16 protein-coding genes and 1 tRNA gene are annotated in these 14,247 nt (G+C 55.4%); 7 read left to right on the forward strand and 10 right to left on the reverse strand.

Features of this window, described 5'->3' with window-relative positions:
• The first annotated feature begins 139 nt into the window (after positions 1-139).
• Together PSH91_RS04860 and PSH91_RS04865 are read left to right on the forward strand one after the other, a co-directional pair.
• Positions 140-685 carry a DUF4256 domain-containing protein gene (locus tag PSH91_RS04860; protein ID WP_160891570.1) on the forward strand — a complete coding sequence of 182 codons (546 nt, stop codon included), beginning with the start codon at positions 140-142 and terminating at the stop codon, positions 683-685.
• Between the two features lie 319 nt (positions 686-1,004).
• On the forward strand, positions 1,005-1,604 hold the full coding sequence (locus PSH91_RS04865) for a hypothetical protein (RefSeq protein ID WP_139051119.1): 600 nt from the start codon (positions 1,005-1,007) through the stop codon (positions 1,602-1,604).
• A gap of 60 nt (positions 1,605-1,664) precedes the next feature.
• Here the strand turns inward: PSH91_RS04865 and PSH91_RS04870 are convergent, their stop codons facing one another.
• Positions 1,665-3,173: a hypothetical protein gene (locus tag PSH91_RS04870; RefSeq protein ID WP_305468502.1), complete on the reverse strand. Its 1,509-nt coding sequence runs from the start codon at positions 3,171-3,173 to the stop codon at positions 1,665-1,667.
• Between the two features lie 135 nt (positions 3,174-3,308).
• Entirely contained in the window at positions 3,309-3,707 is a 399-nt protein-coding gene (locus PSH91_RS04875) for a DUF488 domain-containing protein (RefSeq protein WP_305467467.1), read from the reverse strand.
• 231 nt (positions 3,708-3,938) lie between these two features.
• Between PSH91_RS04875 and PSH91_RS04880 the strand changes: the two genes are divergently transcribed.
• Positions 3,939-4,646: a class I SAM-dependent methyltransferase gene (locus PSH91_RS04880; protein ID WP_305467469.1), complete on the forward strand. Its 708-nt coding sequence runs from the start codon at positions 3,939-3,941 to the stop codon at positions 4,644-4,646.
• Between the two features lie 41 nt (positions 4,647-4,687).
• On the opposite strand, the gene PSH91_RS04885 is transcribed toward PSH91_RS04880, so the two are convergent.
• Both PSH91_RS04885 and PSH91_RS04890 read right to left on the reverse strand, forming a co-directional pair.
• Positions 4,688-4,918 (reverse strand): hypothetical protein, encoded by a 231-nt coding sequence (locus tag PSH91_RS04885; protein WP_305467470.1) that lies wholly within the window; start codon positions 4,916-4,918, stop codon positions 4,688-4,690.
• A complete protein-coding gene (locus PSH91_RS04890) occupies positions 4,918-6,108 on the reverse strand; it encodes a colicin E3/pyocin S6 family cytotoxin (protein ID WP_305467472.1) in 1,191 nt (396 codons plus the stop codon). Before PSH91_RS04890 ends, PSH91_RS04885 begins: the two co-directional genes overlap by 1 nt.
• A gap of 494 nt (positions 6,109-6,602) precedes the next feature.
• Between PSH91_RS04890 and PSH91_RS04895 the strand changes: the two genes are divergently transcribed.
• Together PSH91_RS04895 and PSH91_RS04900 are read left to right on the forward strand one after the other, a co-directional pair.
• Entirely contained in the window at positions 6,603-6,962 is a 360-nt protein-coding gene (locus tag PSH91_RS04895; protein WP_139051114.1) for a DUF6124 family protein, read from the forward strand.
• A gap of 262 nt (positions 6,963-7,224) precedes the next feature.
• Positions 7,225-7,863, forward strand: a complete 639-nt coding sequence (locus PSH91_RS04900) for a hypothetical protein (protein WP_305467474.1) — start codon at positions 7,225-7,227, stop codon at positions 7,861-7,863.
• 981 nt (positions 7,864-8,844) lie between these two features.
• On the opposite strand, the gene yidD is transcribed toward PSH91_RS04900, so the two are convergent.
• The 3 genes from yidD to PSH91_RS04915 all read right to left on the reverse strand — a co-directional run bounded on the left by yidD (position 8,845) and on the right by PSH91_RS04915 (position 11,380).
• Positions 8,845-9,123, reverse strand: coding sequence for a membrane protein insertion efficiency factor YidD (yidD, locus tag PSH91_RS04905; RefSeq protein WP_370695175.1), 279 nt, complete (start codon positions 9,121-9,123; stop codon positions 8,845-8,847).
• A complete protein-coding gene (locus tag PSH91_RS04910) occupies positions 9,048-9,290 on the reverse strand; it encodes a hypothetical protein (protein ID WP_010457973.1) in 243 nt (80 codons plus the stop codon). Before PSH91_RS04910 ends, yidD begins: the two co-directional genes overlap by 76 nt.
• A 260-nt stretch (positions 9,291-9,550) precedes the next feature.
• Positions 9,551-11,380, reverse strand: a complete 1,830-nt coding sequence (locus PSH91_RS04915) for an AAA family ATPase (RefSeq protein ID WP_305467477.1) — start codon at positions 11,378-11,380, stop codon at positions 9,551-9,553.
• Positions 11,381-11,798: 418 nt separating this feature from the next.
• Between PSH91_RS04915 and PSH91_RS04920 the strand changes: the two genes are divergently transcribed.
• Both PSH91_RS04920 and PSH91_RS04925 read left to right on the forward strand, forming a co-directional pair.
• A complete protein-coding gene (locus PSH91_RS04920) occupies positions 11,799-11,993 on the forward strand; it encodes a hypothetical protein (protein WP_116831511.1) in 195 nt (64 codons plus the stop codon).
• On the forward strand, positions 11,990-12,316 hold the full coding sequence (locus PSH91_RS04925; protein WP_305467478.1) for a low molecular weight protein tyrosine phosphatase family protein: 327 nt from the start codon (positions 11,990-11,992) through the stop codon (positions 12,314-12,316). The genes PSH91_RS04920 and PSH91_RS04925 overlap by 4 nt, the downstream gene beginning before the upstream one ends.
• A 33-nt stretch (positions 12,317-12,349) precedes the next feature.
• Here PSH91_RS04925 and PSH91_RS04930 read toward each other — a convergent pair whose 3' ends face one another.
• The 3 genes from PSH91_RS04930 to PSH91_RS04940 form a co-directional block, all read right to left on the reverse strand.
• A complete protein-coding gene (locus PSH91_RS04930) occupies positions 12,350-13,399 on the reverse strand; it encodes a hypothetical protein (protein ID WP_305467480.1) in 1,050 nt (349 codons plus the stop codon).
• Between the two features lie 44 nt (positions 13,400-13,443).
• Entirely contained in the window at positions 13,444-13,773 is a 330-nt protein-coding gene (locus tag PSH91_RS04935) for a hypothetical protein (RefSeq protein WP_265072743.1), read from the reverse strand.
• 369 nt (positions 13,774-14,142) lie between these two features.
• Positions 14,143-14,227, reverse strand: a tRNA-Leu gene (locus PSH91_RS04940).
• Positions 14,228-14,247: the final 20 nt, after the last annotated feature.

Here is a 14,247-nt window from a genome sequence, read left to right on the forward strand (position 1 = left end):
TCGGGCTTCCTTGGGGTTGATGGCTCAATGCTATCTTTTTGGTCTTCCTTCGGACAAGTAGCCGCGACCGGATTAATTCGCAGTGGTATCAGGCCGGCTATGCTGGAAAGTCGGCACGCCAGCAATAGAGGTAATGACCATGAGAAAACAAGAGCAAGAAACGCTGGTCCACACACTCAAAACCCGCTTCGACCAACACCCCCACCGCCACTCAAACATCCCCTGGGCCGACGTCCAAATCCGGCTCGAAGCCAACCCCAACGCCCTGAAATCCCTTCAGGCAATGGAAACCACCGGCGGCGAACCCGACGTCATCGACCAGAACAAAGAGACCGGTCTCATCACCTTCTGCGATTGCGCCAAAGAAAGCCCAACCGGTCGCCGAAGCCTCTGCTACGACCGCGCCGCCCTGGACGCACGCAAGGAGAACAAACCCAAAGGCAGTGCGGTAGAAGTGGCCGAAGAAATGGGCATCGCCTTGCTGACTGAAGACCAGTACCGAGCCTTGCAGCAGCTTGGCGAGTTTGATGCCAAAACGTCCAGTTGGCTGGCAACCCCCCCTGAACTTCGCGCCCTCGGCGGGGCGCTGTTCGGTGACTATCGTTATGAACGGGTGTTCGTTTATCACAATGGTGTGCAGTCGTATTACGCGGCGCGAGGGTTTCGCGGCGTGCTGTGCATTTAAGCAAACCTGTGGCGAGGGAGCTTGCTCCCGTTGGGCTGCGCAGCAGCCCCAAAGCCATTCAACGCGATGTACCAGGAAAAACGGCATCTGCAGGTTTACGACTGCTGCGCAGCCGAGCGGGAGCAAGCTCCCTCGCCACAGGTTTTCACCAGATGGTTTACGCCGCAGGCGTCCCTGTGTTTTTATACGGGCAGGCACAAGTAGCCTCCCTGCTGCGATGGGAAATACGAAAAATCTAAGTGAACTTACCCACTTATTTAGCCACTGCAAGCAGCATGCTAGTCGAAGTACGTCTTCGATTTGGCTAAAGGAGTGAGCTATGTCCCGTTCAAGTGCTGCTGAGTGTATCGACGACCTCAAAGAGTTGGCCCGCGTGTCTGTCATTGGTGAATACACGTATTGCCAGCGATTGACCCACATCAGCAAAGAGTTCGGTTTCAATAATTTCCATCACTTGCGTAAGGTCGTTGAGCGTCTCCCCGAAGACCTGATCGGCAATATCTCCACCACGCTGATGCGCCGATATTGCGAGGTGGCTCAGCCCAAGCCAAACGTCGCTTACTATGAATTCCTCTCGGTCAACAACGACACCCGGCTAAGGTTCTATAGCCAATGGGCTGGCTGGGACAAATTTGGGCAGGAAGTCAGGGTGCCCAGGTCGTTGCATGGCGAGTCGGCTCCCCGTCTGCGCAAGTCGCTTGATAAAACCGTCTTTATCGTAGAAACGGACCGTCAGTTAATCGCATGGCGCCATCGCTGGCACGGGCTGTGTTACATCTCCGCTGAGCTCTGCAAAGAGCACATGAAAGAAGCGTTTGAGCGAAAAAAGGCTGTGGTGAAAGGTCCCCGCAATGAGGAGTTTCCCCTGCTGGACGACTTTAGCGATAACTATGCAACGTGGTATCCAGTTATAGAATAACCCGAGCTGGAAAGGGCTCTCAGGAGCCCTTTCTTGTTCCCCGCACGCAGCAAAGCCGCCTCACTCAAAGACCAAAACCTCACACCCCTTAGCCTCAACCATCTGCGCAAACCCCGGCAACCGCGCCACAAACTCCGCCTCAAACGCCAGATACCGATCCTGCGCCGCCAGGTAACGAATCTCCGGCTTGACCCGCGCAATATCCTTGGACGACAGCTTCACCACCTCATCGCTGCGCTGATTCCAAAACCACGCCAAGGTCTGCGTGCCAAACGTATTCGTCCGGTAATTCCACACCCACCAATCCCCATGCCCCCGGGCAACATGCAGTTGCCCATGAAACGTGCGCAACGTGATGACCTGCTTGGGCTGCGTAACCAGCAGGCGCGTGTCCTGGCGCAGCTCACTGCCAAAGCCGTCCAACAGCGCCTTCGTCGTAGCGCCGGTCACGAAGTTGAAGCGCCACGCCAGCAGCACCGTCTCCTGATAGCCCGAGTGCTCAAGATTCTGCCGCTCGCCTTCGCTGAACAGCAGGACCTCGTCACCGCCCAGGTACGCGGTCGCCGCCCGCAATTTATAGGCGTCAGCCGGCATCGGCTTGGCGGCAATGGCCTGGTGCGGCGGGTCTTGATTCCAGACCCAACACCGCGGGCCGTTGTGCTGCATGAACAGCAAACGGCGCGGGCCGATGGGCAGGATCGTCAGTTCATCCGCGTACTCGAAAATGACCTCGCTGGAGTCAGCCGTGATCCGCCAGATTCGCGTCAAATGCTCGGGTTCGTAAATACGCTGACGTTCGAATATCTCCGAGTCGACCACGACACAGGGATCTTCAAACTCCGACCATTGCATCCCGACAGGTCCGAAACTTTGGATGTCATCGCCCTGGCGAATCTCGTATTGGTAGCGGTCATCTGAACTGTAAGCGCCGCTTTTCACCCGGCGCTTCCACAGGCTGCGTTGGGCATTGGCATCGATGAGCTGCAAGTCTGCGCCGTCCACCCCATCGGTGCGGTGTTCGAGCATGTCCTGCTCAGCGGGCGGCCATGGGTTGTAATCGATCAGAAAACACAGCCACTGGTCTTCGTCCTGCTCGGTGATGGCGGCCCAGCCGTTGCGGTAGTTGTAGTCATGCACGTAAGTGGGGCCGGGATAGTCGTGGACGTCCTGTAGCCAGTTCAGCTTGCTGCGCTTGGGCTTGCTGGATTTACGGTCGGGGGCGGCAGGCTTTTGCGGTTCGATCAGCCTTGGCGTGAACCTCGGTTCTGCGCTTTGGCCTTGCCAGTGTTGTGCAAAGGCCCCGCGTTGATCGGCCGGGACAATCACCGGTCGGTAATCATCACCGCCGGCGTCCAGGTTCCACAGGTCAAAGCCCTGACGCGCCAGCACAGGTGCCAACGCCTCGAAACAGACCTCGGCCATTTCGTTGGAAAGCTCATCCAACAGCGTCTCGAATTTCGGCCCGGAAAACACACCGATGTCGGGATAGTAATGCTGCAGCAGCCCAAGCAACTCAGCGCCCGGTGTTTTCCAATCGATATGAACCAAGGGATCAAAACGGGATTGCATCACGCCAGCCTTCCTTGTGACCTCGCCTGCGCGCCATCTTAGCCGCACACCGCCTGAAAAGAATAACTACCACCGTGGCGAGGGAGCTTGCTCCCGCTGGGCTGCGCAGCGGCCCCAAAACCATCCTGCCGCCCATCAGAACTCCCCACCCAAATAACAAACCGGCGAACTCCCCTCCGCCTGCTTCTCCACCTCATCCTCCAACCATTCAGCCAACACCACGGCATTGTTCTCGACCGTGGACTTGGCGGCATACACCAGAGTGAGATTGCCGCCCCGCGCAACATCCACCAACCGCCACCAACCCTCCGGCCGCGCAGCCAACTCCTTGCGATAGGCCACCTTGAACTGCTCGAACGAAACCGCCCCCGCTTTGAACGCCTTGCGCAACTCATGAGAAGGCGCCACCTCTGGCAACCACTGCGCGATGGGGAGTTCGTCCTTGCGACAATTACGCGGCCATAGACGGTCCACCAGCACCCGTACGCCGTCCTCGGTGCTGGCTGCTTCGTAGGCTCGTTTGCAGTGGATCATGGGGCCTGCCTGTGGGAGAGGGGACAGCGTCAGAATAGGCCGAGGTCAGTGATCGGGTTGAGTCCCCCCTCGCAACCTGCTGAGATAATCCTAATATCAATGCTCGACTGGGGTCCTGGGAAGTGCTGATCCACAGCATGGCGGCCGCAAAGGTGTGGGGCTTGACAGGTCTGGGATACTGAAAGCAGTACCGCGGTTACGCGATGCGTCTATCACGACACAAGGTGCCCTATGCGCAGTGAAGACCTCAAGATATTGTTCGACCAGCAAGCTGTCAGCTACGACAAGCAATGGGAAAGGATGGCGCCGATTCGCGCCGCCCTCTATTTGCTGCTCGAATCTCAGTTCGCCGGCCTGCCGGAAAATGCCCGGATACTCTGCGTCGGTGTTGGCACGGGGACGGAACTTGCCCATCTGGCGGAGCGCTTCCCCGGCTGGCATTTCACTGCTGTCGACCCTTCGGGCGCTATGCTTGATGTCTGTCGTCAGAGGGCCGTTCAGCATGGCTTTCTCGCGCGCTGCCATTTTCACGAAGGCTACCTGGATACGCTCGTCGCCGAGGCCAGCTACAACGCGGCTACCTGCTTGCTGGTCTCCCAATTCTTGTTGGAAGAAGATGCCCGCACCAGGTTCTTTCGCGAAATAGCCCAGCGCCTTAAACCCCACGGAATATTGGCGAACGCCGACCTCGCCTCTGATACCGAATCGCCTGCCTATGAGGTGCTGTTACGCAGTTGGATGACATTGATGTCCTCCGATGGTCTTCAGCCAGAAGTGCTGGAGCGAGCGCGTATTGCTTACGCCAGAGATGTTGCGATCCTGCCTGCGCAACAGGTCGCGAGCCTTATCAAGGCCGCCGGGTTTGACGCTCCTGTGCAGTTCTTTCAGGCGGGATTGATGCACGGATGGGTCTGTACGCGGCAGGCAGATGTGGAGTGAGTTAGAAGTGTTGGGCGAAGCCGCCAGAGTACTCCTTGGCTTTATTCAAGACAGACGATTTGAATGATGCGGTTGTCGCCATGAATCGTTGTATGCGTCCACTCTTCTATCGTCTTTATCTGCTGTGGTGACAGGTCGTAGACGAAGCAAAAATCTTCAGGTTTGGTCCAGTCCATAAGCGCGGCCAACTGGTCCAAGTACGCGCATGGGACTTCTACGGTCTGAATTAACTCTTCAGTGGTCATGTCGAAAATTTCAACCATGGGCTTCATTATTCTACTTTCCTTGTCGGATCGGCAGGTTTGGTTTGTTCGCCGGTTATCGGATCGAATTCGCCAAGGTGTTGACCTTGTTTTGTGTACAGCTCTACAGCGCCATGCTGTGAGTCCCATTCATAAATTTTGCCTTTACGATCCTTCCATCTTCGACGCTTTACGCCGCCGCCACGTACAAACGTTTTGGATGGAGCAATCGTAGCTTCTGGAAACGCTGGAAGCAGCGACGGGGGCTTGTAGTACTTATGATCCCCCGGAACACTCAAAACCACATAGACCGGCCGAACCCCCGAATCCGCCGGAAACACCAGAATGAAATCCCTGTACTCCGGCGGATAGATCGGGTCTACGATGACGTTGTCGGCCATCGGCGTCGGTGGGTAGATCCAAATAGGTGGTGCCTGGGGCGCCGCTTCCAGAGCGGGAATGCCAAGGGAGTCAGCCGGATTGGTAGCCGGCGTCCAGATCAGTTCGATGCCATCCCCCAGGTCGGCGATGAACTGGTCGGCTCGTGGGGTGAACTGAACAACGTCGACCATTTCCCAATCGCGGTTCTGACCGGTGTAAAAGCCGTAGCCCTTGAGGCTGCCATCGGCCTGCTGCTCGATGCTCAAGCGCATGCGACTGCGAGCCTGTTTGAGGTTGCGCAACTGGTCTTCGCTGTAGAGCGCGCTGTCACCCAGATTGGACGGCCAGAGCAGGGCGACGATGCCGGTCAGCAGCGCTGCGCCGACGGTGCCGCCGGCAGCCGCAGCCGTGGAAGTTGCCGAACCGCCCAGCGCGAGCCTGCCCAAGGTAACGGGCAGCGTGCCTGCGCCGATCCGCCTGAGGGGAATCGTGCCGGACGGGTCGGCGCTCCGGCCGCCGAGCCACATGAGATCGCCGTACTGCTTGACCAGATCTGCCGGCACGTAGCCGCTGGGGTTGCTGTAATCGATGATGCCGTTGGGGAGCTTGCAGCTCTTGGCAAACACGCAACCGGTAGCGGTGGACAACGGCTTGTTATCCACCGCGGCCCAGCGCGCGTGTTCATAGGCAGCTTGCCGGGCAAGCATGGCTTCGTAAGCCTGCTGCCGGGTTTCGTGCTCGGCCAGTTCGCTGGCGGTCATGTCCCGATAGGTGACGTGATGCCCATCGCCGCTGGGCGGGTTTCGGACCTGGGGGATGTCTTTTTTGCGTGCCGCCACGTAGTGAGTCTCGTCCGGAAAAAATGCAGGACAGACGCTAACGCGGGAACAGAGGGGCGCGATGTAGGAGCTTTCTTGAAGTCGTTGTTCTGGTTTCCTCAATACCGGTAGGGCTGGCTATTCGAGGCTCGAAACAATCTGCAGCGTCAGATCAGGCTGTCAGACATTGGGCGCCCGCAACTCGCCAACCGACCTCGCCTTGCGCCTTTGCCTACAACTACGCCAGAATCCGCCGGCTTGTTCGCCTTGGGTTGCGTCGGTAGTTTGGGACCTGTCACTGCTCATCAGTGATCGGGTTTAGCAGCTCGCGGTGAAACAGGTTGTGCAAGGCGTCATCCAGTCAGGAATCTCCATCCTGCACTTGATGGTGGCTGTGCGCAGGGCGTCCCCGGACGCGCCGGTTTCTTGTTTCCCCGGTCTGCTAACCTGCGTACAGCTGCCTCCCATCGTTTAGCAGCGAGCGGGTGATGGCTCCAACTACAGGAAGCAAGACGATGGCAAAAGTTACTCCGAATCCTCCTGCGACAAACGAACCTACGTCCCGCGCCCAGTCCGCCCGCAACAAGAAAATCGACGACGCTGCCACGCGAGCGTTGGATTTTTATCTGAAGCCCAAGCCTGAGAACGAAACGTCTGACAAGTCCGACTCCATTTTACGGATTGATCCGGGGGTGGATTCTGAGTGTTTGCTGGCGAATCTGAGTGAGAACCTGGCTTCGGCGAATGCCATGATCAGTGATTTGGCGTTTGATCTGGATGGGTCTCGGCGGCGTGTTGCGTTGGGGATTTTGCAGGTGATTGAGGTGAGTGAGCTGTTGGCGAATCGGGCGTTGGATATTGTTGAGGTGAGGTAGGGCGGCAGTGCTACGTGCCGTCCGGAATAAAAAAGGTCTTGCTAGCAAGACCTTTTTTATTCCGAGGGAGACTCGTGCATGCCATATAAATCGTGCTCTGTAGTCGAATTATACGGTTAGGGATACACGTAGGGATACACCGTTCCATTCGCTATTGCGGTTTCTGCTACTGACGGAAGGAGGTGTTGATGGATAAGCTGGCAGCTGGGCAGCGCCTTTCTTGGTTTTTTAACATAAACACAGTGAAGCAGAAGGAATACGAGTGAACTGGCCGCAATGGATCACGCATGAAAAACTGACCGTAGCTGCAATCAGCGCAGTTGTCTTAGCGATAGGCGGCACGTACCAAATTCAGCAAGCTCGAGTTGCTGATCGTGATCGTGACCTTGAGGTTCGCGACAAGGAGATTGCGTCATTGAAGGAGGCCAAAGCATGGAACGTCCCAGATACGATAGAAAAGTTGAAGGACGTCAGCCAGAAGCTTCAAACACAATTTGCTTCCGTCGATGAGCTTAATTCACTGCGAAAGGATAGTGAGGCACTGCGTCTGCGGAACACCTCCCTCGAAAAAGTGAATGAGGACCAAGCCCTAAAGCTCAAGGATTTATCCGGGCAGAACGCGGCTCTTAGAGTCAGCATTGAAAAAATGCTTGTCCCTAGCCAGCGAATTGAGCTTGAGGCCGGAAGTGCTGCAGATTTGGTGAAGAACAATCTCACACTAGGAGTTGGATCAGTCTTTACGAGCAGCATCAGTGGACGTTTGAGGAATGAACCTCTATCGATGAATGTAGGTGAGGCCGTCACAGTCCGGGTGCTCGGCAATGACTGTCGGCTCGCTCTTCTCAAAACGAAATACGACAGGGCGTCTTTCTCGTTTGCTTGCCCTCAGGGGACTGAGTAGCTGACCAGGGATGTTAGCTGCCCGGGCTAAAACAAGAGGGGCAAGCAACGCAATCTCTTCGGGCGTCCAGGTTGTTCATCGATCTTGAATGCTCAAGACTGCGGGGGACCCTGAGCTTTTCCATTAGACACGGGGTCGGAAACCCGCGGGATCTTGGTAGCGACAGAGATTGCACCTTACTGAAATTTCAACGTTGAAATTGAAAGGATCCTGACGAAAAAAGGGCATCGTTACCGCTACGGTAAAGGTGAGCCATTGTGTTGCTGATAGCGAACGGTTGAACCCGGTCAACCTTGGGGATGGTGTCAACCAAGTCAACCAAGTCAACCTGTCAACCGACGTAGAAAACTCAGTCGCTAACAAGATGCTGCGGGTTCTTTGCCCCATACCCATTCGAAAGGCCCAGGGTCCCGGCGAGCCACCAAGCGATAGGGCAAAAGCACAGGTGAACCAGGTTCACCTGTTCACTAAGCTGTGCACTATTTCGCTAACAAAATCACGCGGGTTTCCGACCCCGTGTCTTAAAGAAACCTCAGGGTCCCCGGCAAAATTTGGAACTGCTCCTGACGTTCGCTGGCGGCGTTGATGCTTCCGGGGAGCGGGGAATACGCATCCTTCTGAAAAGCAGTGTTACGAACGTTACTGGTGTAACGGTTGTCGATAACTGACTGTATTTATTGGATATTGTCGGCATAACACTGTGTATGAGCATGTATTTTTAGGAGTGTTACTAAGCCAACTGGTGTAACGCTTCCGAGCGTCTGAAGTAGACCCATAAAACAGGAAAGAAGCTCTCGTCGAACTCTCGCCTGCCCATCAGCAACGATTGGCAGTTAGGTATGAACACTTTGCTAGGTTTCAGCAAGCTATCAGCGATTAGCCCGCTGGTGTGGCAGGGCGCTACCGGCCAAAAGCAGCCCGTCAGGATCATGGCAAGCACTGCTGAATAGTTAAGGCGTCGGGGCTTACTGTCCGACTTATTCAGGGAAAATCTTTCCCGCCGTTCGGGTACCGACACCTGCAGATGCGGCCCACAGCCATGCGGCAGCCGTTTAGAACACCATACTTTTCGATGGCTTGTATCGCATAGTTTGAACAGGAAGGCTCAAATCGGCAGGCATCTCGCAATCGAGAGGGAGCAACTCGCTGATAGCAGCGAATTGCTGAGACGGCGCAAAGCTTGATCATCGGGGCTTGCGCAATGAAATCACGTAATAGTGGTTCAGCACGTTTTTCTTCCCCATTAACGCGTCGAAGCATCCCGGTTTGACTGAAACGCCAATCGTGTCAATCCGATAGAACTCCCACCCATCCTCTGCATGAGTGTTGACCACATTTTGTAGATAAACAGCGGCCTCGTTCCCCCGGTGCTCCTTCGCACGAACTTCAATGTTTGGCGGCACTTGAACCATTTTGTAGATGTACATCCGTGATCACCTTATGAATGCTCGTATTCCCCTGAATACAAAGCGCATTCGCTTTATATCTGGTTCCGAGTCGGATGAACAACCCGAATCGCACGCTCCCGGATCGGCCAGAAAAGCAAGCTCTCTCCAGGGAGCCTTCGGGCCATCGGCTGCCAATCGTGGAAGGCAGCTTGCGGCCTATAGCGGCCAGACGCCAATCAGATCAGCCAGGCTTCGGTAAAAGTAATGGCCTCAAACATGCTGCTTCTGGCACCCAGCCTTCAAGCGACTAAGGTCTGCAGGCTTTCTATCAACTCTTTAAGCTCCGAGCGATCCAAATCGTTCTCTCGGTAACTGGAGCGCTGGAGGATTTGATCAGCAGTCATCAACGTCCAGAATCGGTCAATGACGTCATTAGGGTTAATACGGGCTGCCGATCCGATTAACTTCTTGGCGTCGCAGGTATCGGAGAAAGCCACCCTTATTCCGAGTTGGGCTTCGATCAAGTCTGGGCAAAGGTAGTTTTCGATTTCCCGTTTGCGCGTCGAGTAGAACGATCGGCCCTGGGCCTCGACCTCTCCCTTACGCTTGGCAATCGCAGCTATTTGCTCGGCGGTACCCCCGATGTCCGAATCCAAAAAAACACACCACGGAAGTCCAAGATCATTTGCGAGATTGAGGGTGACCCAATGTTTTACGCTGCCGCAACCACCTATCAGAATTGGGACAATTCCTAGATCCTCCAAGCTAGAGGCAAGCTGACCTGCAGCCTTGAGCGTATTGGCTGCATGTCTAAGGAAGATTACGTCTGATTTGCCTTCTACCAATACGACCGCACGCGCGCGCTCCAGACCTGTTTCCGGAAGCACGCCGAGGCTTTCAGCAGCTTCCTTCAGCACGTCGTTACCAGGCATTTTGACGATCGGGTAGCCGTTTTCGTCCTTGGTTACGTAACGGATTCCCTCTATGGGCACCAGACCAGCCAGGGCTGGCACATGCGTGGTAACGATGATCTGCCGGGCGGGATGCTGAGACAGTTCAAGTAACGCCCGCATCAGCATCACTTGGTAGTTCGGATGCTGAGAGGTTTCTGGTTCCTCGATGGCGTAGATGACGTCGCGCTGGGTGCCCACTACGGCTTTCTCCGCCTCAGCGCGGAAGAAGTTGAGAAGGATGAGGCGACGTACGCCGCTCCCGCGTTTGTTGATAGGTATGCCGTTCTCACCATCTAACGTGAAGTTGAATACCCACTTCGGCTTATCCTTGAAGCGCGGAGTCAACTCGTTGGCCAACTCAGGCGCCATCTCTCGCAACTTGTCGAGGGTGCGAGCAGCCACTTCCAATACGCTGGCTTCGATTTGACGCTCCAATTCAGTGATTTGGCCTTGAAGTTCGGCCTGAGCCTCCTTGACCGCTTGCTGCAGCGGGTTTTTTGCTTCGGCATCGCCATCACTGCTCTCTCTGTCCGATTTGAAGAGAGCAAAGACAGGTAACTGTGATTCGATTTTTTCCCAGATGGACTTGTTGTCAGTCGAAAGTGCTTTGCTGATATCTAGAATGGTGTCCTGACAGGCTATCTGCCCGGCCGCACGGCGAATGGCCTGGCGCCACAGTGAGGCTACTCGCTTGTCAGCAACCTGTTCGGCTATCCCGCGCTGCTCACCAAGCTTTTTAAGATCGGCCATCTTCAGACTGAGCAACATTGCCAATTCCGGGTCCGCAGGATGCTGGCAACGAAGGGCTATTCGCTCGAGTTTTCCGGTACTTGCTTTGTAAGTTTTGACAATCTCCAGAGCGCCCTCTGCGTTGAGAAGGTACTCATCTGCCAAGGTCGTCTCAGCAACCTCGTCCAGAACCATTCGCTCGGGAAGCCCATCGAACTCGCACGCGATTTCAAATTGGTCGGCGCCTTCCGCCAGGCTGAAGCAGTTCATGTCACTCTTATCAGGCTTGAACCCTTCCGTCTCAAAGAAGATGGCCAAGGCTTCGAGAATGCTGGATTTGCCATAGTCGTTACGACCGACGATGCCAGTCATGGCTTGATTGGCAGGGATCACCGTAACGGTGCGATAACCGCGGAAATGTTTGAGTTTGACGGACCTGAGGCGCATCGTGATTTCCCTATCTGAAGTTAAATCAACAAGGGCGAACTAGAGCCAGTCTAGACAGAGAATGCCCAACTGCGCGCAACTTGCATATGGAAGAATTCGCAACAACGCTGATCGGCGGGGGGGCAGTGGATCATTAATCGCCCTCGGTTTCTCACAGCTTTCCGAGTTGTGAGTCGTTACTGATGTGGCTACAGATCAACGTCGCCCCTGTTGAGGCGTCGTCGGTGAAATGAAGCAATCGGCAAGAGGCGGACGGTTGCATGCGACCGCATACGGACAGCATCGGACCCTTCTAAGATGCTTACGAGAATAGAGATGATTCAGAGCCCCACACTAGCTACAAACTCGATTCACGCTTACCATCTTGCCACCTCGTATTACCGCGGCTGCTGAACCCGGTACTCACGAGGAAATGACCATGGAAAGAACCCGTAGCTGGAGACGTGCGCAGTCCCGCAAGCACAAAGGGCATGAAGCGATTGGCCCACAGGACTTCAAACCAGAAAAGAACTGGAAGCTGATGTACACCCGTGCCGATAAGCTGCACCGGGCGCGTCAGCTCGGTATGAGTTATCCCATTCGCACCACTCGCCAACTGTTGGATCAAGAGTGACCAATCTCCTGTTCGTTTGCAGTCGTAACCAATGGCGTAGCCCTACCGGGGAGGCGATCTGGCGTCGGCGTCCTGGTTTCGGGGCTCGTTCGGCAGGCACCAGCCCCAATGCACGCAAACCTATCGGGCCAGCGGATATCCGTTGGGCCGATGTCATTTTTGTAATGGAGCGCAAGCACGAGCATCGTCTACGGGCAGAGTACGCTCGGTTGCTTGAACACAAGCGGCTGCATGTTCTGGATATTCCCGATGACTATCGCTTCATGGATCCTGAGCTGGTAGACATGCTTGAGCGGGCGGTGACGTCGTACCTGTGTATTTGAGCATTTAGGGCAGTCTCCACGAGCTGCCCTCTCCTAATGGCTAGGCGAAACGATCAGGCTTACAGGTAACTCGCCTGCAATTTCCGATAACTCCGTTTGCAATGCCACAGGGTTTTTAACAAGGCCGCGAGGGTCATAAACGAAAAAAGTGATTGCATGGCATTCGGGATGGGCCCGATAGCGTGCGATATCCAGGATCAGCTCGTCGGCTAGCGATCTTGCGGTCATACCGTCGCGCGTCATCTTGAGTTCAATAAAGAGCCCATGTTCAGGCAGGAGGAAGTCTGCGCGGGTGCCGCCTGCTGCCATGCTCGGGGACGGCTCTTCAGGTTTTACGTTATCGAACTGCAATCTTAGCAACGCGTTGACCAGAAACTGGACGTCGTATTCATCGTCGAGCTGAACTCCCTTTCGGCCGCGCGGGCGGTGTTCCAGGTCTTTCGCAAAACGATGAAAACGCAGCAGCATGCGCTCGATGATCTGGTCGGCTCGCTCTTGGGGGGCGGGGAGCACGGGCATATCAAAGGAGAAATGCTCTTGTAGAATCTGTTCCTCAAACCTGCGCTGCGCTTTTGGTGGCCTTTGGAAAATGACGCAGGTTGCTATCCCAACCAGAAACAATTCGATGGTCAGAAACATAACCAGATAGCCTATGACGACTGTCACTTTGTACTGGCCATCAAGCTTGTATTTGTTGCCTCCTCCTTGTCTGGGCTCGTCTCGTGGAACCAGTTGCAGGTTGAAAGTGACCGTCACCCCGCCAATTCGGTGAACCCCCTGTATACCATGCAGCGAATCCAGGCCAATCTCCCCTCGGTTATAGAGGTCGAGCAGAGCAACGGCCTCCCGGGTTGCCTGTCGATACTCTTCGCTATTGATCACCTCAAGCACTGCGGGATTGGTAAGTCCCGGGTCCTCAAACCTTGGGGCTATCCATGAGCAGTAGGTGAGGATGGGCATGAAGATCAATACCGTGAAGCCGACCTTGGCGAACATGCGCCAGCGCCGGTTCTCCATCACTAACTCGCCCAGCGTGTCGTTTTCGCGACTTCTAAGAAAAAATGCAGAGATCCATTTCAGCAAAACGTATTTCTCCAAGATGTTCGGTTGCGCCAGGTCCCGCAGGTTTACTGGATATCTTTCAGGTAATCCCTAAGAATTAGAAGCGGATCCTGAAGCTCCTCTACCGTTCGGGAAGCGCCGAAGTCAGTCGCTAACCGTCCGAGTTCCCGCCCCAAAGCTGTGTTACTTCCCCCAATTGCCTCCAGTGCCAAGTCCAGGCAGTGCTGTACTTTCGCCTGGATAGCTTGGATGTCTTCTCTGCGCACCAACAACCCAAAAACCTCCCGATCACACCCGCCCATCAACGGATCATCCCGCAAAATCGGACTATGCCCCTCTGTCTCATAAGCCAGCTTCAGCGAGTAAAGAGCGACCGTTTCCAGCAGCAATTCCATGAGGTGAAATCCTTTGTCAGCGGGTGAGGGGGGGGCGGTGGATCAACAGGGCGTCGCAAGGCGGAGCATCGGTGGGGGCTGTGACACTTTTGTAAGCGCTTCGCGCTCAAGCGGGAGCAAGCTCCCTCGCCACAGGTTTCCCCCCCACCGGTTCTTCTCTACCACTGGTTCTTCCTCACCATGGGGTTGGTATTTGGGGCCGCTTCGCGGCCCAGCGGGGATAAATCCCCTCGCCACAAAGGGGAGCGGTGATTTATCCATCCACCACAAAAGCGGGTGGGGGATTGCTTGGGATCTGCGTTAGTCGCGAAATACCACTTTCCTGCAGGCGAAAAAAAAGACCTTGAATTTCAAGGTCTTTCTTTAAGATGGTGCCCCGAGGGAGACTCGAACTCCCACTCCTTTCGAAAACGGATTTTGAATCCGCCGCGTCTACCAATTCCGCCATCAGGGCTCAATGGCGGCGAAGTATAG

The sequence above is a fragment of the Pseudomonas sp. FP1154 genome (assembly GCF_030687245.1).
Lineage (GTDB): Bacteria > Pseudomonadota > Gammaproteobacteria > Pseudomonadales > Pseudomonadaceae > Aquipseudomonas > Aquipseudomonas rhizophila.

Coding starts and splice junctions, on each gene's coding strand:
- PSH91_RS04935 (WP_265072743.1), bottom strand. CDS start 13,773: ATGGAATTGCTGCTGGAAACGGTCGCTCTTTACTCGCTGAAGCTGGCT.
- PSH91_RS04870 (WP_305468502.1), bottom strand. CDS start 3,173: ATGCAATCCCGTTTTGATCCCTTGGTTCATATCGATTGGAAAACACCG.
- PSH91_RS04860 (WP_160891570.1), top strand. CDS start 140: ATGAGAAAACAAGAGCAAGAAACGCTGGTCCACACACTCAAAACCCGC.
- PSH91_RS04885 (WP_305467470.1), bottom strand. CDS start 4,918: ATGAAGCCCATGGTTGAAATTTTCGACATGACCACTGAAGAGTTAATT.
- PSH91_RS04880 (WP_305467469.1), top strand. CDS start 3,939: ATGCGCAGTGAAGACCTCAAGATATTGTTCGACCAGCAAGCTGTCAGC.
- PSH91_RS04895 (WP_139051114.1), top strand. CDS start 6,603: ATGGCAAAAGTTACTCCGAATCCTCCTGCGACAAACGAACCTACGTCC.
- PSH91_RS04915 (WP_305467477.1), bottom strand. CDS start 11,380: ATGCGCCTCAGGTCCGTCAAACTCAAACATTTCCGCGGTTATCGCACC.
- yidD (WP_370695175.1), bottom strand. CDS start 9,123: ATGCTTCGACGCGTTAATGGGGAAGAAAAACGTGCTGAACCACTATTA.
- PSH91_RS04910 (WP_010457973.1), bottom strand. CDS start 9,290: ATGTACATCTACAAAATGGTTCAAGTGCCGCCAAACATTGAAGTTCGT.
- PSH91_RS04865 (WP_139051119.1), top strand. CDS start 1,005: ATGTCCCGTTCAAGTGCTGCTGAGTGTATCGACGACCTCAAAGAGTTG.
- PSH91_RS04875 (WP_305467467.1), bottom strand. CDS start 3,707: ATGATCCACTGCAAACGAGCCTACGAAGCAGCCAGCACCGAGGACGGC.
- PSH91_RS04920 (WP_116831511.1), top strand. CDS start 11,799: ATGGAAAGAACCCGTAGCTGGAGACGTGCGCAGTCCCGCAAGCACAAA.